Origin of the sequence: Streptomyces sp. NPDC046985 (genome assembly GCF_040644415.1) — a bacterium.
Taxonomy (GTDB): Bacteria; Actinomycetota; Actinomycetes; order Streptomycetales; family Streptomycetaceae; genus Streptomyces.
In genome coordinates this window covers 214,685-237,188 of record NZ_JBEYWK010000012.1, presented here as the reverse complement: position 1 = coordinate 237,188, position 22,504 = coordinate 214,685, and the positions used below count along the sequence as shown (strand labels likewise).

Annotated in this window: 23 protein-coding genes and 1 pseudogene; 20 read left to right on the top strand and 4 right to left on the bottom strand. The window is 68.8% G+C overall.

Annotated features, from left to right (window positions below; all coding sequences use genetic code 11):
* From ABZ861_RS18015 to ABZ861_RS18005, 3 genes and pseudogenes are all read right to left on the bottom strand, one after another.
* Positions 1–520, bottom strand: a pseudogene (locus tag ABZ861_RS18015) (hypothetical protein); the annotation flags it as partial.
* A gap of 295 nt (positions 521–815) precedes the next feature.
* On the bottom strand, positions 816–2,252 hold the full coding sequence (locus tag ABZ861_RS18010; RefSeq protein WP_361631014.1) for a tyrosine-type recombinase/integrase: 1,437 nt from the start codon (positions 2,250–2,252) through the stop codon (positions 816–818).
* A gap of 121 nt (positions 2,253–2,373) precedes the next feature.
* Positions 2,374–2,640 (bottom strand): helix-turn-helix domain-containing protein, encoded by a 267-nt coding sequence (locus ABZ861_RS18005; RefSeq protein ID WP_361631011.1) that lies wholly within the window; start codon positions 2,638–2,640, stop codon positions 2,374–2,376.
* Positions 2,641–3,181: 541 nt separating this feature from the next.
* Here ABZ861_RS18005 and ABZ861_RS18000 point away from each other — a divergent pair.
* Entirely contained in the window at positions 3,182–4,414 is a 1,233-nt protein-coding gene (locus ABZ861_RS18000; protein ID WP_361631008.1) for a hypothetical protein, read from the top strand.
* A 186-nt stretch (positions 4,415–4,600) separates the two neighbouring features.
* A complete protein-coding gene (gene cutA / locus ABZ861_RS17995) occupies positions 4,601–4,927 on the top strand; it encodes a divalent-cation tolerance protein CutA (protein ID WP_361631005.1) in 327 nt (108 codons plus the stop codon).
* 51 nt (positions 4,928–4,978) lie between these two features.
* On the opposite strand, the gene ABZ861_RS17990 is transcribed toward cutA, so the two are convergent.
* Positions 4,979–6,226 carry a helix-turn-helix transcriptional regulator gene (locus ABZ861_RS17990; protein ID WP_361631002.1) on the bottom strand — a complete coding sequence of 416 codons (1,248 nt, stop codon included), beginning with the start codon at positions 6,224–6,226 and terminating at the stop codon, positions 4,979–4,981.
* Positions 6,227–6,357: 131 nt separating this feature from the next.
* Between ABZ861_RS17990 and ABZ861_RS17985 the strand changes: the two genes are divergently transcribed.
* The 18 genes from ABZ861_RS17985 to ABZ861_RS17900 all read left to right on the top strand — a co-directional run bounded on the left by ABZ861_RS17985 (position 6,358) and on the right by ABZ861_RS17900 (position 21,951).
* A complete protein-coding gene (locus tag ABZ861_RS17985) occupies positions 6,358–6,876 on the top strand; it encodes an ATP-binding protein (protein ID WP_361630999.1) in 519 nt (172 codons plus the stop codon).
* A gap of 251 nt (positions 6,877–7,127) precedes the next feature.
* A complete protein-coding gene (locus ABZ861_RS17980; RefSeq protein ID WP_361630996.1) occupies positions 7,128–7,442 on the top strand; it encodes a hypothetical protein in 315 nt (104 codons plus the stop codon).
* 130 nt (positions 7,443–7,572) lie between these two features.
* Positions 7,573–7,827 (top strand): hypothetical protein, encoded by a 255-nt coding sequence (locus tag ABZ861_RS17975; protein WP_361630993.1) that lies wholly within the window; start codon positions 7,573–7,575, stop codon positions 7,825–7,827.
* Between the two features lie 80 nt (positions 7,828–7,907).
* Positions 7,908–8,390 carry a DUF6082 family protein gene (locus ABZ861_RS17970; protein ID WP_361630990.1) on the top strand — a complete coding sequence of 161 codons (483 nt, stop codon included), beginning with the start codon at positions 7,908–7,910 and terminating at the stop codon, positions 8,388–8,390.
* 31 nt (positions 8,391–8,421) lie between these two features.
* Positions 8,422–9,114: an HAD family hydrolase gene (locus tag ABZ861_RS17965; RefSeq protein WP_361630987.1), complete on the top strand. Its 693-nt coding sequence runs from the start codon at positions 8,422–8,424 to the stop codon at positions 9,112–9,114.
* Positions 9,111–10,958 carry a hypothetical protein gene (locus tag ABZ861_RS17960; RefSeq protein ID WP_361630984.1) on the top strand — a complete coding sequence of 616 codons (1,848 nt, stop codon included), beginning with the start codon at positions 9,111–9,113 and terminating at the stop codon, positions 10,956–10,958. Before ABZ861_RS17965 ends, ABZ861_RS17960 begins: the two co-directional genes overlap by 4 nt.
* On the top strand, positions 10,955–11,905 hold the full coding sequence (locus ABZ861_RS17955) for a thymidylate synthase (RefSeq protein WP_361630981.1): 951 nt from the start codon (positions 10,955–10,957) through the stop codon (positions 11,903–11,905). The genes ABZ861_RS17960 and ABZ861_RS17955 overlap by 4 nt, the downstream gene beginning before the upstream one ends.
* An 8-nt stretch (positions 11,906–11,913) precedes the next feature.
* Positions 11,914–13,632, top strand: coding sequence for a carbamoyltransferase C-terminal domain-containing protein (locus tag ABZ861_RS17950; protein ID WP_361630978.1), 1,719 nt, complete (start codon positions 11,914–11,916; stop codon positions 13,630–13,632).
* On the top strand, positions 13,629–14,681 hold the full coding sequence (locus ABZ861_RS17945) for a hypothetical protein (RefSeq protein WP_361630975.1): 1,053 nt from the start codon (positions 13,629–13,631) through the stop codon (positions 14,679–14,681). The genes ABZ861_RS17950 and ABZ861_RS17945 overlap by 4 nt, the downstream gene beginning before the upstream one ends.
* Positions 14,682–14,777: 96 nt before the next feature.
* On the top strand, positions 14,778–15,287 hold the full coding sequence (locus ABZ861_RS17940) for a topology modulation protein (protein ID WP_361630972.1): 510 nt from the start codon (positions 14,778–14,780) through the stop codon (positions 15,285–15,287).
* 31 nt (positions 15,288–15,318) lie between these two features.
* Positions 15,319–16,170, top strand: a complete 852-nt coding sequence (locus ABZ861_RS17935; RefSeq protein ID WP_361630969.1) for a class I SAM-dependent methyltransferase — start codon at positions 15,319–15,321, stop codon at positions 16,168–16,170.
* Positions 16,167–16,925 carry a phosphotransferase gene (locus tag ABZ861_RS17930; RefSeq protein WP_361630967.1) on the top strand — a complete coding sequence of 253 codons (759 nt, stop codon included), beginning with the start codon at positions 16,167–16,169 and terminating at the stop codon, positions 16,923–16,925. The genes ABZ861_RS17935 and ABZ861_RS17930 overlap by 4 nt, the downstream gene beginning before the upstream one ends.
* Positions 16,922–17,578: a histidine phosphatase family protein gene (locus tag ABZ861_RS17925; RefSeq protein WP_361630965.1), complete on the top strand. Its 657-nt coding sequence runs from the start codon at positions 16,922–16,924 to the stop codon at positions 17,576–17,578. The genes ABZ861_RS17930 and ABZ861_RS17925 overlap by 4 nt, the downstream gene beginning before the upstream one ends.
* Positions 17,575–18,411: an aminoglycoside phosphotransferase gene (locus ABZ861_RS17920; RefSeq protein ID WP_361630962.1), complete on the top strand. Its 837-nt coding sequence runs from the start codon at positions 17,575–17,577 to the stop codon at positions 18,409–18,411. The genes ABZ861_RS17925 and ABZ861_RS17920 overlap by 4 nt, the downstream gene beginning before the upstream one ends.
* Positions 18,412–18,446: 35 nt before the next feature.
* On the top strand, positions 18,447–19,445 hold the full coding sequence (locus ABZ861_RS17915) for an NAD-dependent epimerase/dehydratase family protein (RefSeq protein WP_361630959.1): 999 nt from the start codon (positions 18,447–18,449) through the stop codon (positions 19,443–19,445).
* Positions 19,446–19,476: 31 nt separating this feature from the next.
* Positions 19,477–20,598, top strand: a complete 1,122-nt coding sequence (locus tag ABZ861_RS17910) for an adenosylhomocysteinase (RefSeq protein WP_361630956.1) — start codon at positions 19,477–19,479, stop codon at positions 20,596–20,598.
* Entirely contained in the window at positions 20,595–21,155 is a 561-nt protein-coding gene (locus ABZ861_RS17905; protein WP_361630953.1) for an NUDIX domain-containing protein, read from the top strand. The genes ABZ861_RS17910 and ABZ861_RS17905 overlap by 4 nt, the downstream gene beginning before the upstream one ends.
* A 31-nt stretch (positions 21,156–21,186) precedes the next feature.
* The gene (locus ABZ861_RS17900; RefSeq protein ID WP_361630950.1) at positions 21,187–21,951 is read left to right on the top strand and encodes a 3-deoxy-manno-octulosonate cytidylyltransferase; all 765 of its coding nucleotides are present in this window, start codon (positions 21,187–21,189) and stop codon (positions 21,949–21,951) included.
* Positions 21,952–22,504: the final 553 nt, after the last annotated feature.

Sequence of the window (22,504 nt, the reverse complement as noted above, 5' to 3'; positions counted from 1 at the left end):
CCGGCTCCCGGCTCCCGGCTCCCGGCTCCCGGCTCCCGGCTCCCGGCTCCCGGCTCCCGGCTCCCGGCTCCCGGCTCCCGGCTCCCGGCTCCCGGCTCCCGGCTCTGCTCAGTTTCTTAGTATAGCCAACGCCATGCGACAAAATGCTCAATTTGCCTTGGAGTGTGTGCAGTTGTCCACCGAAGCTGGCGGAGATCGCCAGGTCGACCGGAGTCGACCGGGCCTGCTCCCACGGCAGTACGGGGAACTCCAGCTCGGCGAACAGCTCGGCGAGTCCCGCCCGGAACGCAGAAGACCCGGTGGAGGCGACGAGCAACTGCACACGGAAGTCATCCCGGAACAGGGGCAGGACGTCCAGGAGGCGTCCGGCGGAGGTGACGTTGTGCACCACCAGCAGTACCTTGCGGCTGGTCGACCGGCTGGTCCACAGATGGGAGTCCTCGCCGACCGGCACCCTCACCGCCAAAGGATCAGCCGACTCCACCGTCACCTCCCGCTGGCTGTGCGGCGTTCTCGCCACCGCGGATCACCCTAGCCGTGCTGGCGCGGACGCTCGCCTTCGGTACGCAGAAGGCAGGCAAGATCGACGGGCGCCGGATTCGTCGACAGTGAGATCGGTAGCGCACAGTTCGCCGAGCTGGTGAGCGATGTCCCTCGGCGGAGCCCGCAGCTCGTCCAGCTCGGCGCGCAGGCGCCGGTGGAGAAGGGATCACGGCGATCGTGCCTCAGGGACGTCCCAGGGACTCTCCGCCGCGTGGGCAAGGAAGGCCCTGACAGCGCTGAAAGACACAAAAACGCTGCTCAGGGCCCATTCCCTAGCACTCGATGATGTTCACCGCGAGCCCGCCCCGCGCCGTCTCCTTGTACTTGACCGACATGTCGGCCCCCTGGCGCGCTATGCCCTTGACCTGCATGTTCGTGGGTAGCCGAGGGATGCTTGGTACCGGCAGGGACTTCTCAGGGACTTTCGGCCGCGAGGGATCCTGCAGCCAGGCGTCCATGGCGGCGAGGCCGCGCTGCCCCGCGCCGGGCATGAAGTGAGCGTAGTGGTCGAGGGTGACCTTCGGCGTCGAGTGCCCCAGCCACTTGGAGAGGCTGACGATCGACTCGCCGGCCTCCAGCTGCACGCTCGCATACGTGTGGCGGAGGACGTGGAACATGTCCTCGCGCGGAGCGGCGTAGCGCGGGACCCGCCGAACCCGGTTGCCGTCGTGTCGCACCTTCTCGCCCACGGGCTTGATCAGCCCGGCGGCGGCGAGCGCACGCTTCCAGCTGCGGTCGTTCCAGGTGCGGTAGTAGATGCGGTTGCCGTGAGACGAGGTGAGGATCAGGTCGACCGTGATCGGCTTTCGCTGGCGCTCTTCGAGCGCGGTGGTGGGGGCCTCCGGGTTCCGCCAGGGCAGCGTGGAGGAAGTCGAAGGGAACCGGCGGAAGTGATCTCGGGCCCGAAGCACGAGATTGGCCGGCAGGGGGACCTCGCGGGTCTTACGCCCCTTGGGGAGCGAGAAGTAGGGACGCCCCTTGATGTCCCACCTGAGCTGGCGGCGGATGTGAACGACTCCAGCCGCGAAGTCGAAGTCCTCTTCGGCGAGACCGAGTGCTTCGCCTTGGCGCAGCCCGAGGCCGATGCCGAGATCGACAGCGATCTGGTAGCGATCCTGCAACCCTGCGCGGACGGCGTCAACGACCTCACGTGACCACGCCTTGGCCTTGCTGTCGATCGCTCGTGGGGGCTTGACGCTGTTCTTCATCTTCATCGGGTTGCGGAGCAGCCGCTGGTCATCGACGGCACTGCCGAGGATCGAGGACAGGTGCCCCCAGATCACCTCTGCCGTCGACTCCTCGACCCTTGTAAGCAGCCCTGCCTTGAAGGTCCGTAGAGCGGCAGCGTCGATCTCACGCAGAGCGTAGTCGCCTACCAACGGGATGATGTGGTTCCAGATGCGGCTGCGCATCGGGTCCGCCGTCGAGGGCTCGTCGGAGCGGCCCGCCCACCAGTGCTCGACGATGTAGTCGGCTAGAAGGATCTCCCCCTTGCGGGGATCGACGAACTCGCCACGGCTGGAGTCCGTCTTGGCGCTGGCGAGCCACTGCTTCGCGTCCTCGCTCGTGTGGAACGACCGGTCCTGGATGCCGGGAATCCCCTTCACCCGGTAGCGCTTCCCGATGCCGTAGATCGCGGTCCGCTCCCGCTTACCGGTCAGCTTGTCGGGGCGCTTCTTCAGCCATCGGTCTTCTATGTAACCCGCCATGACGGGGCCCTCCAGTGGTGCGTGATCATGAGTTGGTCGGTGCTAACGCGATCTGCGGCACGATCCAATCCCCGTGCGGAGAACTTCTTCTCGGGGGAGACCGGACGCGTAAACCACCGCACTACTTCGCGGCCTTCGAGCGCCGTTGCGGCTTCCGGTTCAGCGGGTTAAGGGCGCGGTTGGAGCGGGAGTCCGCTCGCTCCTGATCGCAGACCCACTCGTCGAGCGCCGTGATCCGGTACATCACGCGCCGTCCCATGCGGAAGCTGGGAGGCCCCTGTCGGCGGTGTCGCCAGACGTACAACGTGTTGGGTGAGATACCGAGGTACTCGGCAGCCCTGGGGAGGGTCAAGAAGGCGGCCTGGGATGCTCCGCGCGGCTCCGGCATGGGTCGACTCCTGTCGTGTGGGGCGATGACAGGACGAGATTGCGGAGAAAGGGCGAGTTGGACGAACCGGATTCTTGAGATAGGAGGAGTCAGTCGGGGTCTGCGGCACCAGCACGTATCCGAGGGCTGGCGGGCGACGAACTACTGGCACTACCAGCTGTGATCGACTCGGGCATCTCGGATAGAGCGCTGATGATCGGGGGACCACTGGGTACGCACTTGCCGAGCAGGGTGAGTGCCCGGCAGGTGCTGCGTTCCGGCAACACCTGCCGGATAGTCGCGGCCGACCTGCTGGGTCATCACAGTGAGTCAAAGCGGCGCTCTTCCGCGGTCGTCGAGCTTCGCCATGGAGAGTTGCGGCAGGAGCTGGGAACCGGTAGCCCTTCACGCCAGTTCGGAGACTTCAAGCCGGTAGGCCCGGAGCGAGGCGTGCACGACGCTGCCCCTCGACTTGGGCTGTCCCCTAGGAATCTCGACAGGGCCCGTGCTGGACGAAAGCCCGACCACTGAGCCAAGATCGGGCAGAGGGGGGACGGAAGATTTGAACGAGAAGACTTTCACCGAGATGGCGAGCCGGTTCCTGCGCGCTTCCCTGGACTCGTGGCGCCAAGAGAACCACGCCTTCGCTGTCCTGCACGCTGGTGTCGGATGCGAACACATCCTCAAAGCATTGCTATGCCGTCACAACCCCTTGCTAGTTGCAGAGAAGGGCGATCAATCCTTCCGTTTCCATTCCCTTGGGCATGGAAGCGCTAACGGTGTCAAGCCTCTCTCTGAGGCGAGGACTATCGGAATTCTCGAAGCCTTCAAGACTGCAGCCGTCTTCATGCACGGACGCATGCCAGTGGATGAACGGAATTTTCGACCGTTCGCAGACTCCCGCAACGGCGTCGCGCACTCTGCTTACCTCGATGAAATGGCCGTCAGGAAGGTCGTCGAAACGGGTATCCAAGTCGTCGATTCTGTCCGCGCCGAACTGGGCCTGACCCCGGCAGACTTCTGGGGCGAATACGCGAGCATCTTTGCAGATCTGAGCCAGGTTGCCTCAATGCCCACCCCCGCAGGACCGGCCAAACGGCCCCTGCTGGAACCCCTCGCCCAACAAATCGCGCTCGCCGCGCGCGAGCGTGCGCGCTCTGCGATCTCGGTAGCCCTGAGCACAGGCATTGAGGCCGCTTCCTGGGACGAGGCCACAATGTCTAGAGAGCTCGAAGGAGACATCACCCGCAGTGCGCTGGACGCTGCACTGGTCACCGCGCTACGGATCGAGGGAGCCCACGCCGGACAAGCAGCCGAGAGATTGCTCGTAGAGTACGGAGTGCTTCCGCTTACTGCGCTGCCGGCCTCCCACGACGACCCCGGCGGCATGCAGCGGTCCCATACTGCTGTAACGGTCAAGGTCATGATCGCTTCAGGTGTAATCGCAGGACTCGTCGACGTGCAGAATCGCAATCGCGATATGCCCCTGGTTGACATGGTGATCTACCTCGACCAAAGAGGCTGCCTGATCAGAAGTCGGGTGAGTGGTGGCCACGTGTGGTGGCGTGAGTGCCCGGCCTGCGGTTACGGCGGCAACGTGTACGGGGACCTCGGCCCCGTACCCTGCCGCTGCAATGAGTGGGAAGTGCCGTGCATCCACCCCGGCGGGGTTGTCGACGTTGGAACGGTCGAGTCCTTCTCCTGCCCCTTCTGCGGCCTCTCCCTGAGCAACTGTGAGGAAGTCGCCATGGCGGGCATCGAATCACGTACTGAAGCCCCGGAAGAAGACCGGTGAGCAAAGCGAGCCAGCTCCGCCAAGAAAGGATCCAGCAGGTCAGTTCGTTGACCCAAAGTAGGAACGAGCGCGCACGACGGAGCTCGACAGACGTTGGACCAGAACCGCTCATGGGCAATGCCAACCCGTCTACCAGCGTCAACCCTCTGGGTAGAGTCGCGGTACCCGAGCTGGAGAGGTAGCCGCATGGACGCCGAGATCGTGATCGCGCAGACGACGAGTGACGACGAGGAGCAGGCGAAGACCCTCGCCAGAGGCGCTGTTGAGAGCAAACTGGCGGCGGGCGTCCACATCGATGCGCCCATCACCGCCTTCTACTGGTGGCACGGGAAGGTCGAGGCGGCTCAGGAGTGGCGGATCTCCTACATGACGTCGTCGGATCGCCTCCCCGCGCTAGAGGCATGGCTGCACGAGAGGCACCCGTACGACGTCCCCCAGTGGGTCACGCTGCCTGTGACCGGAGGGTCGGAGGCGTACCTGTCCTGGGTCGTCGACGAGACGCGCCCGGGGTAGAGGTCTCCACTACAGCGCCTTGCTCTCGCTGAGCCTGTGCGCTTCAACGCTTCACAGCGTCGCGAACGTCAGCAGGTGGCCGGCCAGGTCATGCTCAGTGTCGGGGAGCCCGGCAGCGATGGCCTGAGCCCGCTGCCGGCCCATGGTGTTGGGCTTCGACTCCGCCGCTGCGGCGAACTGGTGCGCTACGTAGGCTCCGCGATCTATGTCGCCGCCGCGCAGAAGGGCGGACGCCAGGTCACCCAGGACGACTACGCCGGACTCGGGTAGTTCGCCGCCGAGGCGCTCGACTGCGGAGTCGGCCGTGGCGGTCAGCTCCTGACGCGCGAGTTCGCCATAGACCGAGAGGGTTAACGAGTCCATGCGGTATGGCGTCACGAAGCGGACCCACGCCTGCTCGCTCGTATGGTCGGCGAAGTCATAAGCGAACTTGGCCTGATCGAGAGCACGAAGGGCGCCAGCGTCATCGCCTGACTGGGCGGCTTCCTCCGCGTACCGGCCCAGAGCCCACGCTGCGGCGGTTGCGTTGCCACGTCCGCGTACGTCCTGAGCTGCCTGCGAAAGCATCTCCAGCGCCTTCGCTGGGCTGGGGGCACCGTAGCTCGCGTACCCCAGAGCGAGAGCGCGCAACGGGGGGTGTCCAGCCTTCTTCGCGCACTCCGAGGTCACTCCGTAGTAGGAAGTGGCCTTGTCGTGCTCGCCGAGGTCCCAGGCGACCCACCCAGCAAGAGCGGCAGTCTCCCCGGCCGCGATGGTCAGGGCTCGCTCGTGGGCTCCGGCGCGGGGAAGGGCTGCGGTGATCGCGTCCAAGTGCGCCTCGACGCGGGACTGCAGGCTGAGCGCGCTCTCGTTCAGCTCGTCCACGTGCAACCGGGCCGCATGATCAATAAGCACCCCCGCGGACTCAGGGTCGATCTTGGAACCCTTACTGAGTGCGTACGCCAGCCGGCCCCACGGCTCGGCAGCCGCAGCCGCACCGATGACTGCACCTCCCAGCAGCGTTCGGCGTTTCACGTCGTCCAGGTCCTCCGCCTCGGCCTTGTTCTTCTCTCGCCGCCTGGCGCGGGCGGCTTTCGCCTCGCGCAGCAGCGGCTCCAGCGGGACACCACAGGCCAAAGCGATGTTCCCCAGCGTGTGGTCCGTCGGAACGTTCGCACCGTTCTCGTACCGGTTCACCTCTCGGCGGGTCACCGTTGCCCGGCCGGAAGCGGCGTTGATCGCACCGGCCTGCTCGTCCTGCGTCCGATTCGCGTTACGCCGCAGGTGACGGAGCAGCTCGGCAAATGGATCCACTGCCATGAGTCTGACCCCTATCCGTGGGAGAAAGCCAATACTCCCCTCAACTCCCCCCTGATTTTCCCCCCTTGACAAAGAATTCCCCCCTCCGGTTTCCCCTGTCCCGGATCGCGCAGCCACGGTGCGATGTGCTCATGACCACGCACCGGACAGCAACGCCAACCCGACCTGGGGGCGACGAAGGTGGCGCCCATGTCGTCGGCGCCGCGACCGCTCGGTGTCCGCTGGCCTCTCACGTCTTCGAGATGGCCATGGCGCCGGTAGATGTGCACGTCGCTCAAGCACGACGAACCACGGTCACCGTGCTGAAGCACTGGTCGTTGCCGGAGACGCCGGCAGAGGACGCCCAGGTCGTCGTCTCGGAGTTGGTGTCCAACGCGATCATCCACGGTTCCGGGGATGTCCGACTGCGACTGCAACACGACGACCACGAGCTTCGAATCCGAGTCACCGACGACAACACCGCGCCGGCGAGGCGACGACGTGCAAGGGCCGCCAGCCTCGGTGGTCGAGGGCTGCACCTCGTCGCCTGCCTGTCGCTTCGGTGGGGCGTCGCGGACGGCGGCCGGACGACATACGCGGTCATCCCCACTCTCACGGAGGCACCCCCATGTCGCCCCACAACGCAGTCAAGCACGGAGCCAAGGTGTTGAGCCTCGTCGCCTTCGACCGGGGGCGAGAGAAGCACCCGGGCGGTGTGGCGCCGACTGCTGGCCGTGACCATCCGAGTTGGCCTCTCACCTCTGCCCGAGTGAAGCGTCAGTCCCGAGCTGGCCAACTCCGAGGCTTCCGTGAGCACTTCTACCGACAGGCCATCGATGCGCAGGCCGATCAGCCGCTGCGCGTGCTGGCGTACAGCTTGGTACCGAGTCCGAGGGCCACACCTGATGAGGACTGGGGGACGTTGCAGGCTGAGGCCGACCAGCTCGGTTACGCGATCGCCGCCCGGCTCCACGATGTGGCGGTTCCGGTGACCACGACGTACTTCCCGGCGTCCAGCGCGAGCCAGGGCGTCTACACGCCGCCTTGGGCTCGACCTGGTTGGCGGGAAGCCGAGCGGCAGCTCCGAGCGGGCTTGGCCGACGGCGTGCTCGTCCTCGACCGGCACAACATCAGCTCCGATGACGACGAGTACGACGCCGTGATCAAACACCTGGGCGAGCACTGCCGGGCGTTCCTCCACCTCGTGATCCCCGAGGAGCCCGTCGCGCCGACTTGAAGGCGTCCACTGCGCTGGATGGACAGGAAGGGCTGGGGCTGGCGGCAGATCAGCGCCCAGATCGCCCTGATCGCCACCGTGAGCGTCGTACTCGCTTTCACCTTCAAATACACCTGACCGAGGGCTGACCATGACTTTCGAGGGACATGCCGATCGTGCACCGCGCCTCCTGCCGCACCGCGAGCAGGGCGAAGCGCTCCTCGCCATCAGGGAGGCCGCTCCCTCGGCACCCAGCGAAGAGGGCATCGACCTCTTCTCCGTGCCCGCCGGTGAGGTTCAGGGGCGTGGCTTCAACCTCTCGCGCTTGCACCGGCTCTCGCGCCTGCCGGCCGTGCCGGAGAGATCGACCTCGCCGTCGGCTGACGGCCCGCCGGACGCAGCCTGACTCCTCAAGGGAGCACGACGGCGACCACGGCTGTCCCGGATGCCTACACCGTCCCATCCATCCCCGAGCAAAGGTCGCAGATGAACCGTCCCGTTCTCGCTCTGGCCACCACCATCGCCCTCGCGTCCGCGGTGAACATCGCCCAGCGTCACCTGCAGCACCGCCAGACCCTGGAACTGGCCGTGCACCAGGCCCACGGGCGCATGCTCGAAGTCGCCACTACGCACCCGGACTTGGACCCGATCTGGGTGCGCAACCATCCCGATCACGTCAAGGACGACGAATCGGGTCCGCTCCTGATGTGCCAGTGGTGGCTTGAGTTCTGGCGCACCGGCCTCAATCTCAGGGTGTTCACCCCCGCCATCCTGCGGCAGAACGCGCGGAACTTCATGCAGGACCCGACGGCCCTCAAGGCGTGGGCCTTGACCCGCCACGGGCGTGCTCTGCAGTCCCGAGGGCGATGGGACCGCTTGCACGTTGCGCTGCTCGACGCGGCGTTCGAGGAGGCCGGCGGTCCGTCCCAGTACCCCGAGTTGGAACTTGCCCCGGCTTCGGCCCTCTGAGGCACGACGACACCCTGACGAGAGGATGATCATGACCGTTTCCGCTTGCGGATCGCCACCCGCCCCGGCCGCGCCGAGCGACCACGGGTCGCGCGCTCTTCTCCTCGACCTCGACGGGGTCCTCCTCGACACGCGTCCCGTGATGCGGAGGGCGTGGCAGAGGGTCCAGGAGGTCCATGGCGTCGCGCTCCCGTTCCGTGACTACGAGCGCCACCTGGGTCGCGAGTTCGGGGACATCATGGAGCGCCTGGGTGTGACCGATGCCGAGGCGGTCCGTAGGACGTACGAGGCGGAGTCCGTGGCCACCGCGCACCTCGCGGAGGAGTTCGCCGGCATCGTCGAGACGCTCCACGCCTTCGTGGCTGCCGATTGGCGGCTGGGCGTCGTGACGTCCAAGCACGTCGACCGGGCGGCCCCGCTCCTCGCGCGCCTCGGGTGTCCCTTCGCGACCATCCGCACGCCCGCCGGCGCGGGCCGGACGAAGCCGGCCCCGGACCCGCTCCTCCTGGCGCTGGTCGACCTGGGAGTCGACCCCGCCTCCGCCGTCTACGTGGGTGACATGGCGGTCGACCAGGAGTCGGCCGCACGCGCCGGCGTCCCTTATGTGCACGCTGGGTGGGGCTACGGGCAGCCGACGGCTCCCGCCCCGGAGACAGTCTCGTCCCCCAGGGATCTGCTGAGCCTCCTCCCCGCCAAGCAGCTCGTCGAGGGGAGCAGGGTGTGAGCCCCCGCACCACTGGTGGCCTCGGCCTGGTCCGCTCCTCCAACGCCGGGAAGCCGACGTGGACTCTCGTCGGAACCGGCGCCCTGGCGCACGCGCGAACCGAGCACATCCACACCACGGACCTGGAAGCGACGACCGTCGACAAGCAGTTACTGCGCTCCGGCGTCGAAGACGTCATGGAGGCCGTCGACCGTTACAGCGCCACTCTGGCCGCCACCCCGGGCGGAGCCGGCTGGCTCCACGTCCAGCACGTCCCCGTGCGACGCTTCGTCGCCGAGATCGTGCGCAAGCTCCTGGCCCTGAACTCCTGGGCACCGTTCGCCTCCGCCCCGGGGCCCCTGACCCTGGCCCCGTTCGAAGGGCTCGTGGGACTGCGTTCGAGCAGCTCGCGTGAGTACCTGGCATACACCGTGACGTGGTCCGGCGTCGCGTACCTGCTCGGTGCTGCGGCACCGCACAACCCGACCCGCTCCGCCCAGCTCCGCAACCGTTCCCGGACGAGTACGGCGAACACGGAGCCGGGTCCGCTCCCCTCGGACCTCGGACGGCAGGACGTTCTGGCGCTGTCGTGGACCTCCCGCCACGCCGCCACGCTGACCCCGGTTCTCGCCGAACTGTCACGCGGCGGGCAGAGGAGTCTCCTGCTCGATCTCGCCACTGATGCCGCCGAGCGGTGCAGCGCGGGACCGGCAACGGGTATCGAGCTGCGCTCGGCTCCGAGCGACCTCTTCACCCTCTCCGGCACCGCCGAGGGCCTCCATCGTCCCGACGACGAGCACGTCGTCCAGGTGGGAGGCCACGGCGTCCAACTCGCCCGGCTCGTAGCGCTCTTGTCGGTGCTCTTGGAGACCAGCGGGGGCTGCACCCAGCCGTCGTGGCGGACGGTGGTGCGAGCGGAGAGCTGGCTCGACGACATCCTGTCGACCACCCGGCCGCACACCGTCCTGCTGAGCAACGACACCAGCCCCCTGGGCGTGCTGGCCGCGCACGCGGCCGAGCGGCACGGGGCGAACTCGGTTCACGTCCAGCACGGGGCGTGGACGGCGGAATCGGTCGCCTGGCCGGCCCTGCACAGCCGCGACATCGTCGTCATGGGCGAGAGGGACCTCGTTCTGGGCCGAGGGTGGGCGCGCCACCCCGAGGCCGAGGTGCACGTCCTCGGACAGCCCCGCTTCGACGTCCTCGCTGGCCTGAGCCGCCAGGCACAGCGCCGGTACCTGGAGAAGCTGCTCGCTCCGAGTGGACGGCGCGCGCCGACCCGGATCGCGGTGTGGGCCTGCCAGCCCTTCAACCCCGATCACCTCAAGTCCCACGCGGACCTCCTCCTAGAGGGGCTCGCCGAGGCGGACGGCGACTGGGGGCTCGTCATCGCTCCACACCCGGCGCAGGAAGCCGACGCCTTCACCGTTCTGATGAAGCGGCACGCCGGGACGCCCGTCGCGGTGGCCGATCCCCGGGTCGGAGCACGAGGCTGCCTCGCTGGCGCGGACGTCCTGGCGAGCGCGTACTCGACGTGCGGGATCGAAGCCGCGCTGCTCGGCATCCCGGTCCTCGAAATCGGCCCGCCGGGCGAACGCACCCTGGGCCTGACCGGTCACGGACTGGCGACCCGGTGCGAGGCCGCCGGTGAGGTCGCCGAAGCACTCTCCGGCGTGCGCGCGGGCCCTGCGCCGACTCCGCGGGCAGCCCTGGACGCGGTCTGCCGGTGGCGCGGCGACAGCGCCGCTCGGATCGCCCGGCTCATCACCGACCGCGCCCCCTCCGGGCCGAGGACCGATGACTTCACCCACCACCACCCGGGCGCCGCTGCGTCGCCCCAGGACGAAGGAGCATCCGTCCGATGACATCCCTCACGGCCGACAGCATCGCCGAGCTGTTCTCCGGCGCCGTCACGCTGGCCAAATCCGGCGAGAAGATCAGCCCCCGGGGCATGGCCACCCACGAAGTCCGCGACGTGCACCTGCTGCTCACCCAGCCGCGTGCCCGCCTGCTCTACGCCCCGCCCGCCCGCATCGTGAATCCGGCCTTCGCGGTCGCCGAGACGGTCTGGCACCTGTCCGGATCCGACGCACCGTGGATCTTCGACTACAACAACCGGCTGCGGCAGTTCGCCGACGACGGCGTCCTCCTGGGGGCGTACGGACCCAGGATGCGGAACTGGGGCGGCAAGGTCGACCAGCTCGCCCGCGTCGTGGAGATCCTCCAGGCCGACCCCGACTCCCGGCGAGCCCTGATCCAGCTCTACGACCCGGCCCAGGACGCAGCCGGACACAAGGACGTGCCCTGCACCCTCGGATTCCGGTTCCACCTGCGCGCCGGCCGCCTGCATATGGCGACCATGATGCGCGGCCAGGACGTATGGATCGGCATGCCGTACGACGTGTTCTTCTACACCGTGCTGCACGAGCTGGTCGCCGGATGGCTCGACGCGGAACTCGGCGAGTTTCACCTGCACATCGGCTCGCTGCACATCTACGACGAGCACATCGAGCAGGCCGACACGCTCACCTCGCTCCCGGCGAGCGGGATCATGCCCGACCTGCGAACACCCTGGAACGGCTTCGACGGCCTGCTCGACCAGGTCGAGGCCCGTGACGTGACCGGCCACCCCGGCTGGGACGCGATGGCCGAGACGCTGCGCAGCTACCGGCTGTGGAAGGACGGCAAACGCGAGCAGGCGTGGCGGGCGGCCGACACGATCGACGGGCCCCTCGGCCAGGCCCTCACCGCCTGGTACGGAGAGCTGGAGCGGCGCTCGACCAAGCGCGCCGCGACGGCGGGGGCAAGGTGACCGCCGCCATGAAGCGCATCTCCTCCGTCGTCCTCGGCCTGTGCTCGTACACCCACGACTCGTCGGCCGCCCTCCTCGTGGATGGTGAACTCGTCGGCTTCGTCGAGGAGGAACGCCTCTCCGAGCAGAAGCACACCAAGCTCTACCCGGCCCGCGCCGTGGGATGGCTCCTCGACCAGGCCAAGCTGAGCGCCAGCGAGGTGGACGCCGTCGCTTACAACTTCCAGCCTGCCCGCTACCTCGCCGAGTCGCCCGTAGCCCTGCGCATGGCGCTCTCGTCGGCCACGCGCGACCGCAGCCTGGCTCGCGCCCACGGGTTCGCCAAGGTCGCCCTGCGCACCCGGCGGCGGCTGCGTGTCCTCGGCAGCCAGTTCCCCTCGGCCCGCGTCACACCGGTCCTGCACCACCGAGCCCACCAGCTCACGGCCTTCGCCGCCTCCGGCTGGGAGGAAGCCGCCGTACTCGTGGTCGACAGCCTCGGCGAGCGGCAGACCACCACGATCGCCCACGGCCACGGCGTTCAGCACCCCCGCGTCCAGACCCTGGAAGCGATCAACGACCCGGCCTCCCTCGGGTACGTGTACGGCGCCGTCACCGAGCACCTGGGTTGGCGGCGGGGCGACGAGGAGGGCACCGTCATGGCGCTGGCCGCCCTCGGTGACCCCGCCCGCTTCCGCCACCTGTTCACCGCGGCCGTCCGCACGACGGCCACCGGCTTCCGCATCCACCCCGGCTACTTCCCGACGCGCACCCTCACGTCGGGATACCCGAGGACATCCCGGCGGTTCGTCGCCGAGACCTGCCCCGAGCGGCACCCGAGCGAACCGCTCACCGACGTCCACCGAGACCTGGCGGCGGCCCTCCAGGAGCGGACCGAGCAGGTGATGGTCCACCTCGCCCGCCGCGCCCGTGTACTCACCAGCTCCCGGCGCCTGTGCGTGGGTGGCGGCGTCGCCACGAACTGCGTGAGCATCGGGAGGATCATCGAAGCTGACATCTTCGACGAGGTGTTCGTTCCGCCGGCACCGGGGGACGCCGGAACCGCGATCGGGGCCGCCCTTGCCGTGCACGTCGATGCGCGTACGCCTCGCCCGGTCGCTGGCATCGCCCGCCACTGTTACCTCGGCCCCTCCTACGAGGAGCAGCCCCTCGACCTGACACCCTGGCCCGGCCTGCGCCAGAAGACCCTCGGCATCGAGACCGCCGAGTTCCTCGCCGACCAGCTCGCCCACGGCACGATCGCCGGACTGTTCCAGGGAGGGGTTGAGGCCGGGCCGCGTGCCCTGGGCAACCGCTCGATCCTCGCCTCCCCGCTGGAGCCCGGCGTCGTCGAGCGGCTTAACGCCACCGTGAAGTTCCGCGAACCGTTCCGGCCCTTCGCCCCCATGGTCCCGGCCGAGCGCGCCGCCGAGTTCTTCCACCTCGGCCAGCCGGCCCCGTACATGTCCATGGCCTCCGGGGTGACAGACCTGACGCGCGAGCGGGTGCCGGCCATCGTGCACGCCAACGGCACCTCCCGCCTGCAGACCGTCACCCGGTCGCAGAACCCGTTCATGCACGCGGTGCTGACTGCCTTCGGCCGCCGGACCGGCGTACCCGTGCTGATCAACACCTCTCTCAACGTCAAGGGCAAGCCGATCTGCGGGACACCCGAGATGGCCCTGGACTGCCTGGCCAACTCCGGCCTCGACGCCCTGCTGCTCGAAGGGCGGTGGATCACCAAATGAAGATCGGATACAGCTTCTGGGGCTTCCTCGGCAACGGCGTCACCGACACCCCCGACGGAGGCCGCAGCCACCGGCGCCCCTTCATCGACGCCCTCCTTGCCCGCGGTCACGAGATCGTCTTCCTCCAGCCCGACCGCGACCGCCTCGAAGCCGGTGACTACCTCGGCGGTGCGTATACCTTCGACGACGGCCTGCCCAGCACCGACGCCCTGTTCCTGGAGTGGCGTTGGGCCATCCTCGGCCGCAACACCACCGTGTGCGGCAGCGAGGGGCACACCTGCGACCTCCACCGGCAGGCCCAGCTCATCAACCACTACACGGCCCGGCACCGGACGCCCACCGTCATCTGGGACAAGGACCGCACCCTGCGCGCCGAGAGCGTGTGGCGCCGCACGGCCCATACCTGCGTCTGCGAGGCCGCGCTCGCGCCGACCCCCGGCGCGCACTCGCTGCTCTTCCCCGTCGCCGAGGACCTCCTCGCCCAGGCCGACCCCCTCACCCTCGCGGCGCGGCCTCGGGATCTCGCGCTCGGCTACGTGGGCAACCAGTACGACCGCGACGAGCCCTTCGACCGCTTCTTCGCCCCGGCCGCCGCCCGTGTCGAGCACCTGGTCGCCGGGAAGTGGACGAAGACCGGCCGCTGGCCGCACGTCCGCTTCGCGGGCCGGATCCCGTTCGAGGACGCCGCGGGCGTCTACGGCCGGTCCCTGGCCACGGTGCTCATGCTGCCCGAGCGGTACGCCGCGGTCGGGCAGATGACCCAGCGCATCTTTGAGGCCGTGCTCGCCGGATGCCTGCCGCTGGTCCCGGCGGACATCCGCTTCGCCGACCGGTTCGTCCCGAAGGAGCTGGTCGTGCGCTCCGGCAGCGACGTCCTCGAACGCCTCTCCTACCTGCGCGAGATCGCCGGCACCGAGCAGCACGCCGCCCTGATCGCCGCGTGCGTGGACCGCCTGCGCCTGTTCGGCCTGTGCAAGCAGGTCAACACCCTGGAGTCAGTCCTGCACGGCCTCATCCAGGCCACCGCGACCGAGCGGGGAGCTGCCTGATGCAGACCGCTCGATCGACCACGGCGCGCGGATCCTCCGGGCGCGTCCCGGAGGATGGGTCCGCCGGACACCCGAACCTCTCTACGCTGGAGCATCGTGAAGAAGGTCGCCATCGTCGGCTGCGGAGGCAGCGGCAAATCCCACGTGGCCCGCGAACTGGGCAGGATCCTCGACGCCCCGGTGACGCACCTGGACGCCGCGTTCTACGACGACGAGTGGAACGCGTTGCCCATGGACAAGTTCACCGAGCTGCAGCGCGAGCTGGTCGCGCAGCCGCGGTGGGTGATCGACGGCAACTACAACTCGACGCTGCAGGTACGGCTCGAAGCCTGCGACACGGTGGTCCTGATGGACGTGTCGACCGTGGCGGCGCTGTACGGGATCTTCTCCCGGCAGATCCGGCACGGGGCCGGGCACAAGGGCAACGGGGTGCACAACCGCATCCACTGGGGCGTGATCAAGTACGTCGCCACGTACCGGCACAAGATGCGGCCCCGCGTGATGGCGAAGATCGAGGAGTTCGGCTCCGGCGCCGATGTGGTGCTGCTGGCCAACCGGCGTCAGACGCGCCGCTGGCTGCGGAAGGTCGCCGCCGAGCAGTCCTGACCGGCCCGCGCCCCCGGTCAGGGGGTGCGGCATGAACGAACCCAACCCGTTCCTGGACCCCGCCCGGCAGTCGGAGCTGTACGGACACGCCTCGCGGCTGGCCGGGCGGACCAGCGCCCTGATGCGCGCCAAGACCGCCGGACACCCGGTGCCCGAGACGATCGTCAGCCTGGTGCAGACCCACTACGCCCGGCCCGACCGGCTCGGCGTGGTGATCGACATCGGATGCGGTCGCGGCACGAGCAGCCTCGTCATCGCCGAGCATCTGAGGCCCAAGCGCGTCGTGGGCCTGGACGCCGCCCCATCCCTGCTCGCCCAGGCCCGCGAGCGCGCCAAGGACCTGCCCAACAGCACGGTGGACTTCGTCGAAGGCGACTTCCACGACCTCCCCCTGCCCGACGGGTCGAGCGACATCGTCGTCGCGGCGTTCTGCCTCTACCACTCGCCGCACCCCGAGGACGTCGTCGGGGAGATCGCCAGGGTCCTCGCCCCCGGGAGTCTGGCCGTGCTCGTCACCAAGGGCCTCGACAGCTACCAGGAGATGGACGAGCTGGTCGCCTCCGCCGGTCTCGATCCGCGTGCCGCCCAGCACGAGAGCCTCTACACCGCAGCCCACAGCGGCAACCTCGCCGACGTGACCGCCTCCTCGCTCGACGTGATCGCCGTCCTGGACGAGGAGCACGTCTTCACCTTCGACGGCCACGACCACACGGCGCAGTACCTGGCCACCAACCCCAAGTACGACCTGGCGCCCGGCCTGTACGGCAACCCCGGTGCCCTGGCGGCGACCCTGCACGAGTTCCTTCCCGATCAGCCGCTGACCACCCGGTCCCGGATCACCTTCGTCGTCGCCCAGCCGAAGGAAGGAGGAGAGCCGACATGAGCCCCGCCCCATTCACCAAGCACTACGCGGAACTCGAGCGCGCGGCGGGGGCGGTGCGCCACTACCGGTGGCTCACCGCGCACGCCAAACCGCTGCGGCAGCCGGCCCTCCACACTGCCGGACCGCGGTTCCTGACGTTCGAACGGATCGAGGGCCGCCCCGTACGTCCCGAGGACCTCCCGCGCGTGGCGGAACTACTCGGCCACGCCCACGGTGCCGCCTGGGCCAGCGACCTGCACTCCGCCTCGCTGGACACCCCGCACCTCTTCGAGGACGGCACGCTGTTTGACGACTACCTCGGTCCCCGGAAGGTCGCTCTACGGCGACGCCACGAGCAGGGCTACTTGCCCAACAAGACGGCCCTGCACGCGATGCTCGGCCTGCTGCAGGCGACCGCCGAGGGCCCGTGCGTCTTCTACAAGGACAGCAACCCGCGAAACTTCATCATCACCGCGCAAGACATCGTCGCCGTCGACACCGACGACCTCTCCCTCGCCCCGCTGGGCTACGACCTCGCCAAGCTCGTCGCGACGCTCCACCTGACCTACGGGCCGCTCACGGACCAAGCCGTCACTACCGCCCTGCTCGCGTACAACGCGGCAGCCCGACGCTACGACGCCCGGCTGGGCACGACGGACCGGGGCCAGCTCGACAGCTTCCTGGGCCTGCACGCCGTGCTCACCGCCCCGTACGTCGGCCGCAACGGTTACCACTACAGCCTGCCCCTCCGTTTCACGCACCGAGGAGCCTCATGATCACCACCGAACTCGTCTTCGTCCGGCACGGCCAGGCCCAGTGCAACGCCGACGGCCTGGTCGGGGGCCCGCGCACCTGCAACGGCCTGACCAACCTCGGGTATGCCCAAGCCGAACAGGCCGCACGCCGCCTGGCCACCGAGCACCTGAAGAAGCCCTTCGACGTCATCTACACCGGCCCGCGGATCCGCCTCGTCCAGACCGGCGAGATCATCGCCCGAACGCTCCAGATCCCCGTGCTCCACGACGAGCGACTCGACGGCCCGGTCCACGGCGACGCCGACGGCCAGCCCTGGGACGCGGTGAAGACGGCCGCCGACGGCGGGCCGCACGCCCACCCCGACATGCCCTGGGCCAACGGCTCCGACACCTGGAACGGGTTCCTGAAGCGCGCCAGCAGGAACCTGAGCCAGCTCATCGAGGAGAACCACGGCAAGCGCGTTATCTTCGCCGCCCACGGGGAGACGGTGATCACCGCACACACCCTGCTGCTCGGCATCCCGATCGGCTCGCCCGCCGGATTCACCCACAACCACGCCTCGATCACCCGCTGGCAGCACCACCGAAACCGCCTGGGCCAGAACCGCTGGATGCTCGACCGGCACAACGACACCGAGCACCTCAGCCTCCTCACGCCGGAGCCGACCCCGTGATCGCGACCTCGCGCGACCCCCGGATACAACTGGCGCACCAGCTCCTCGGCACAGTCGACATCGCTACGGACCCCGCGCTCCCGCCCCGCGTCGTACGCCTGGTGGCCGGTGACGGGCGTCAGTACATCGCGAAGCAGCACGCGGAGCGAGACCGGTACGCCGGAGAACTCCACGCCTACGGGGCGTGGGTCACCCATCTGACCGGCCATGCACCGGTGTTGGTCGGCCGGGATGATGCCACCCACACCCTGCTGCTCACCGCACTCGCAGGCGACCGCGCGGACACCGTCGCTCCGGGCTCGCCCGAGGAGGAGCTGGCCCACCACGAGGCCGGGCACGTGCTGGGCAAGCTGCACCGGGCCACGGCCATGCCCCAGGGCGGTGCCGTCGGCGCCTCACTCGCTGAGCGGTTCCAGGGGTGGATCGACCGGGCCGTCCGAGCCGACCTGCTCGACGCGGCCGAGGAGAACCTGCTGAAGCACCACGCGGTCATCCTGGGCACCAGCCACATGGAAAGCGCGATCTGCCACCTCGACTACCAGCCGCGCAACTGGCTGCTCGGCGACACCTTCGGCATCTACGACTTCGAGCACATGCGACGCGACGCAAGGGTCCGCGACTTCGCCCGGCTCGAATTCCGACGCTGGCAGGCCGCCCCCCACCTCCGCACCGCCTTCTTCGACGGCTACGGACGCTCACCCAACGACCTCGAACGACGCCTCCTGGAGTCCTTCGGCGCCATCGAGGCGGCCACAGCCCTGGTCAAGGGCCACCAAGAGAACGACGCCGCGCTCAGCGCGCACGGCAGAACCGTTCTGTCGCGGCTCGCCTGACCAGCCCCTTAGACGACACCACTCTGGAGATCTCCGTGCCACAGCACGAGCAGCCCCCGACCAACGCTTCCCCTCGACGGGCCGTGGTGACCGGCTCCGCCGGATTCATCGGCTCCCACCTCGCCCGCGCCCTCGTCCAGGCCGGCACCACCGTGATCGGCGTGGACCGCCGAGACCCGTCTACCGACCCGACGGCCGCCGCCAACCTCGCCGCGCTGCGGGGTCGCCCGGGATACCACCACGTCACGGCCGACCTCCTCCACTGCGCGATCGACCCGATCCTGATCGACGCCGACACCGTCTTCCACCTCGCCGGCATCCCCGGCGTACGGCCCTCGTGGGGACCGCAGTTCGGCGACTACCTCGCGTCCAACGTGCTGGCCACCCACCGCGTCCTCGAAGCCTCCACCCGGATCGGCGTATCCCGGCTCGTCGTAGCCTCCTCCTCCAGCGTCTACGGCCCGACCGACGGCGACGCGAGTCGCGAGACCGACCGCCCCAACCCCGCTTCCCCGTACGCCGTGACCAAGCTGGCCGAGGAGCAGCTCTGTCTCGCCTACGCCGAGCGCCCCGTCGGCCCCAGCGTGGTCGCCCTGCGGTACTTCACCGTCTACGGCCCCCGGCAGCGTGCCGACATGTTCACCCACCGCGCCCTGTACGCCGCCCTGACCGGACAACCCCTGCGCCTTTACGGAGACGGCCACCAGCGCCGCGACTTCACCTACATCGACGACGTGGTCGCCGCCACGATCGCCGCCGGCACCGTCCCGAACGCGCACGGCACCATCAACGTCGGCGGTGGCTCGAGCGCGTCCCTGCTGGACGTGATCAACATCGCCAACAGCCTCACCGGCCGCGAGATCCAGCTCCATCAGGACCACGTGCGCAACGGGGACGTCCTCCTCACGCGTGCCGACCCCGGCCGTGCGGGAGAGGTCCTCGGCTGGCAGCCGCGCGTCGACCTCCACAGCGGACTGCGCGCTCACATGCAGGCGCTGGCCTCCCCGGTGCCGGACTACAGCCGTGCCGCCTAGGCGCACCCGTCGGATCACGAGAGGAGTGCTCATGGAGACCCCCGAGCGAGCGCGGCTGGACGCCTTCTTCCGAAGGATCACCGCGCAGTTCCCCGCTGGCCGGGCGATCACGACGCTGGTCATCACGCACCTGCTCCAGGAACGACCTGCGTTCTTGCGCGCCATGACCGCGGTGTCCACTATCGGCGCCGTCCTCCCCAAGCCCCGGTCGATCCACCAGCCGACCCTCGACACCGTCCGCCGCACCCTGCCGGTCCACGACCTGACCCGGGAGCGGTTCACCGACGAGACCCAGGCCCTGCACTATCTGGAGGACACGGCCGGCGGCCAAGACGTCGTCCTGGTCGACATCGGCGGGTACTTCGCGCCCAGCCTCGACACCCTCGTGAACAAGTTCTCCGGCCGCATCCTCGGCGTCGTTGAGGACACCGAGAACGGACACCAGCGGTACGCAGCCCTCGGCTCGCTCCCGTGCCCGGTCGTGTCCGTGGCCCGCTCACCGCTCAAGGACTGCGAGGACCACCTCGTCGGCCGATCCATCGTGTTCTCTACCGACGCCCTCGTCCGCGCCCGCGGGGACATCCTCACGAGCCGCAGCGCGTGCATCATCGGCTTCGGCAAGATCGGTCGCTCGATTGCGCAGACCCTGCGTGCTCAGGACCTGCGCGTCACCGTGTACGACAACGACGCGGTCAAGCGGGTACAGGCGCACGCCCTCGGCTTCCACACCAGCGCGTCCACCACCGAGGCCGTTCACGACGCGGATCTCGTCCTGTGTGCCACCGGCAATCTCGCCCTCCGGCACGAGGATTTCGCCGCCCTGCGCAACGGCGCGTACCTCGGATCGGTGACCTCCTCTGAGGACGAACTCGAACTCGGCAGCCTCGACGACCTCTACGAACGCCAATCCGTCGGACCCCAGTTGACCCGGTACGAGGTCACCGGCCACTACTTCTACGTTCTCGCCGACGGCGGCGCCGTCAACTTCGTGCACGGCGCCGCCGTCGGCACCTACATCCACCTCGTCCAGGCCGAGATACTCGCCGCCACCGCCGCACTCAGCCACGCGCGACTCCAGCCCGGACTGCACGAGATGCCGGCGGCCGACCGCGACACCATCGCCAGAACCTGGCTCCGCCACTTCGAAAGGTGACCTCGTTGCCACCCTCCACCGGACACGTCCGCGCCGTCACCGAGGCGTACCTCGCCCGCCACCCGGATGAGCGCGCCTCCCTGACGATGCTGCTCGACGTACTGGCAGGCGCGGACGATCCCACCAGCCGTAAGACCTTCCCCGCCCACGTGACCTGCAGCGCCATCGTCATCAACGGTGAACGGCACGTGCTCCACATCCTGCACAAGGCGTCCGGGAAACTTCTGGCGCCCGGCGGGCACAACGAACCGTCCGACCAGCGCCTGCGCGACGCCGCCCTGCGCGAACTGCACGAGGAGGCCGGCTTCCCGCCGAGCGCCGTGGTTCCCCTCGCCGGCTGCGAGGACATCCCCTTCGACATCGACGTGCACGCGATCGACGCGAATCCGTCGAAGAACGAGCCGGCCCACCACCACGTGGACTTTCGCTGGGCCTTCCACCTCGGGGCCGATCACGCGGTGACGCTGCAGGAGAAGGAGGTCGACGGCTACCAGTGGCGGCCGTTCGCGACCACCGCCTCGCCCACCGTCCGCGCCAAGCTTGCCCAGCTCACCTGAAGCCCCCGAACCCGACCACCAGGAGGACGCCGTGGCCGCCACCACAACCCGACCGACCGCCGCCAAACGTCGCCGGCACATCGCCGTCATACCCTGCCGCTGGGGCGCCTCCCGCTTCCCAGGCAAACCACTGGCCCCCCTCGGCGGCATGCCGCTGCTCTGGCACGTCCACCAGCGCTGCCTGGAGGCCAAACGCCTCGACGGAGCCATCGTCGCCACGGACGACGAACGCATCGAATCGGCGTGCCGCGAACTCGGCATCGCCTGCATCCGCACCGGGGAGCACCTCACCGGCACCGACCGCGTCGCAGAGGTCGCCGAACGTCTCCCGGCCGACGGATACATCAACGTCCAGGGCGACGAGCCGTTCATCTCGCCGACCGCCATCAACGACGTCTCCGAGGCCCTGGAATTCGCTCCGCCCGGCACCTTCGCCGTGAATGCCTACACCGAGCTGGTCGACGTCGGCGCCGTCCTAGACCACAACGTCGTCAAGCTCGTCGTCACGGCCCGCAGTGAGGCCCTCATGTTCTCGCGCCAGCCCATCCCGTACCCCAGGGGCGACCGGCCGAAGTACCTGCGCCAACTGGGCCTCTACGGCTTCACCGGCGAGGCTCTCCAGCACTTCCGGCGGCTCCAGCAGGGGCCCCTGGAGCGTGCCGAGGGAGTGGAGATGCTGCGCTTCGTCGAACACGGCCACGCCGTGCGGATGGTGCCCGTCCTGGACGACGGAGTGGCAGTAGACACCCCCGAGGATCTGGCGCGAGCCGAACGCCTCCTCGATCAGCACCACTGAGGCATCCGCAGGAACTCGATCTTTCCTGGTGGACGACTCTTTCCTTCGTACTTCCGGTCAGAGGAATGTGTCGGCCCGGTCAGAGCCGATTAGCGATGGGCGATGGTCACGGGGCGTCGGACACGCCTGTAGGGCGGTAGCGCAGCGGACGATCTGCAGCCGTCCGCTACCGGCGAAGTTGTTCTTCGTCCTCAACCTCGGACAGCTTGTGCCGCAGTTCTCACTCTGTGATGACCGCTCGCGCAGCAAGCGCCCAGAGCGCTTACCAGGCGGCGCGGATCTATGCAGGCATCGCCCGTGCAGGAGCGGCCGACACCGGGTGAGACGACCGCAAACGATCTTCCGGACAACAGGATGGACTTGTCCGCGGGGCCTACGTATGTTCGTCGTCCCACGTCGGGCAGCGCCCTGGAGAGGGCCGATGACCAGCGGAAAGGAGGCGGGACGGATACCAGTAGACGACCGTGATCTGGCCCCGAAACTGAAACTGGCGCCGAAGGGATACCAGCTCCCAAGCGCCGGGCTGGCGCTCCGAAGGGCGCCGATTCACATC

What these genes read in the sequence shown, in the direction of transcription:
- ABZ861_RS18010 (WP_361631014.1), bottom strand. Translation starts at nt 2,252, where the DNA reads ATGGCGGGTTACATAGAAGACCGATGGCTGAAGAAGCGCCCCGACAAG.
- ABZ861_RS18005 (WP_361631011.1), bottom strand. Translation starts at nt 2,640, where the DNA reads ATGCCGGAGCCGCGCGGAGCATCCCAGGCCGCCTTCTTGACCCTCCCC.
- cutA (WP_361631005.1), top strand. Translation starts at nt 4,601, where the DNA reads ATGGACGCCGAGATCGTGATCGCGCAGACGACGAGTGACGACGAGGAG.
- ABZ861_RS17990 (WP_361631002.1), bottom strand. Translation starts at nt 6,226, where the DNA reads ATGGCAGTGGATCCATTTGCCGAGCTGCTCCGTCACCTGCGGCGTAAC.
- ABZ861_RS17985 (WP_361630999.1), top strand. Translation starts at nt 6,358, where the DNA reads ATGACCACGCACCGGACAGCAACGCCAACCCGACCTGGGGGCGACGAA.
- ABZ861_RS17975 (WP_361630993.1), top strand. Translation starts at nt 7,573, where the DNA reads ATGACTTTCGAGGGACATGCCGATCGTGCACCGCGCCTCCTGCCGCAC.
- ABZ861_RS17970 (WP_361630990.1), top strand. Translation starts at nt 7,908, where the DNA reads ATGAACCGTCCCGTTCTCGCTCTGGCCACCACCATCGCCCTCGCGTCC.
- ABZ861_RS17965 (WP_361630987.1), top strand. Translation starts at nt 8,422, where the DNA reads ATGACCGTTTCCGCTTGCGGATCGCCACCCGCCCCGGCCGCGCCGAGC.
- ABZ861_RS17955 (WP_361630981.1), top strand. Translation starts at nt 10,955, where the DNA reads ATGACATCCCTCACGGCCGACAGCATCGCCGAGCTGTTCTCCGGCGCC.
- ABZ861_RS17950 (WP_361630978.1), top strand. Translation starts at nt 11,914, where the DNA reads ATGAAGCGCATCTCCTCCGTCGTCCTCGGCCTGTGCTCGTACACCCAC.
- ABZ861_RS17945 (WP_361630975.1), top strand. Translation starts at nt 13,629, where the DNA reads ATGAAGATCGGATACAGCTTCTGGGGCTTCCTCGGCAACGGCGTCACC.
- ABZ861_RS17935 (WP_361630969.1), top strand. Translation starts at nt 15,319, where the DNA reads ATGAACGAACCCAACCCGTTCCTGGACCCCGCCCGGCAGTCGGAGCTG.
- ABZ861_RS17930 (WP_361630967.1), top strand. Translation starts at nt 16,167, where the DNA reads ATGAGCCCCGCCCCATTCACCAAGCACTACGCGGAACTCGAGCGCGCG.
- ABZ861_RS17925 (WP_361630965.1), top strand. Translation starts at nt 16,922, where the DNA reads ATGATCACCACCGAACTCGTCTTCGTCCGGCACGGCCAGGCCCAGTGC.
- ABZ861_RS17910 (WP_361630956.1), top strand. Translation starts at nt 19,477, where the DNA reads ATGGAGACCCCCGAGCGAGCGCGGCTGGACGCCTTCTTCCGAAGGATC.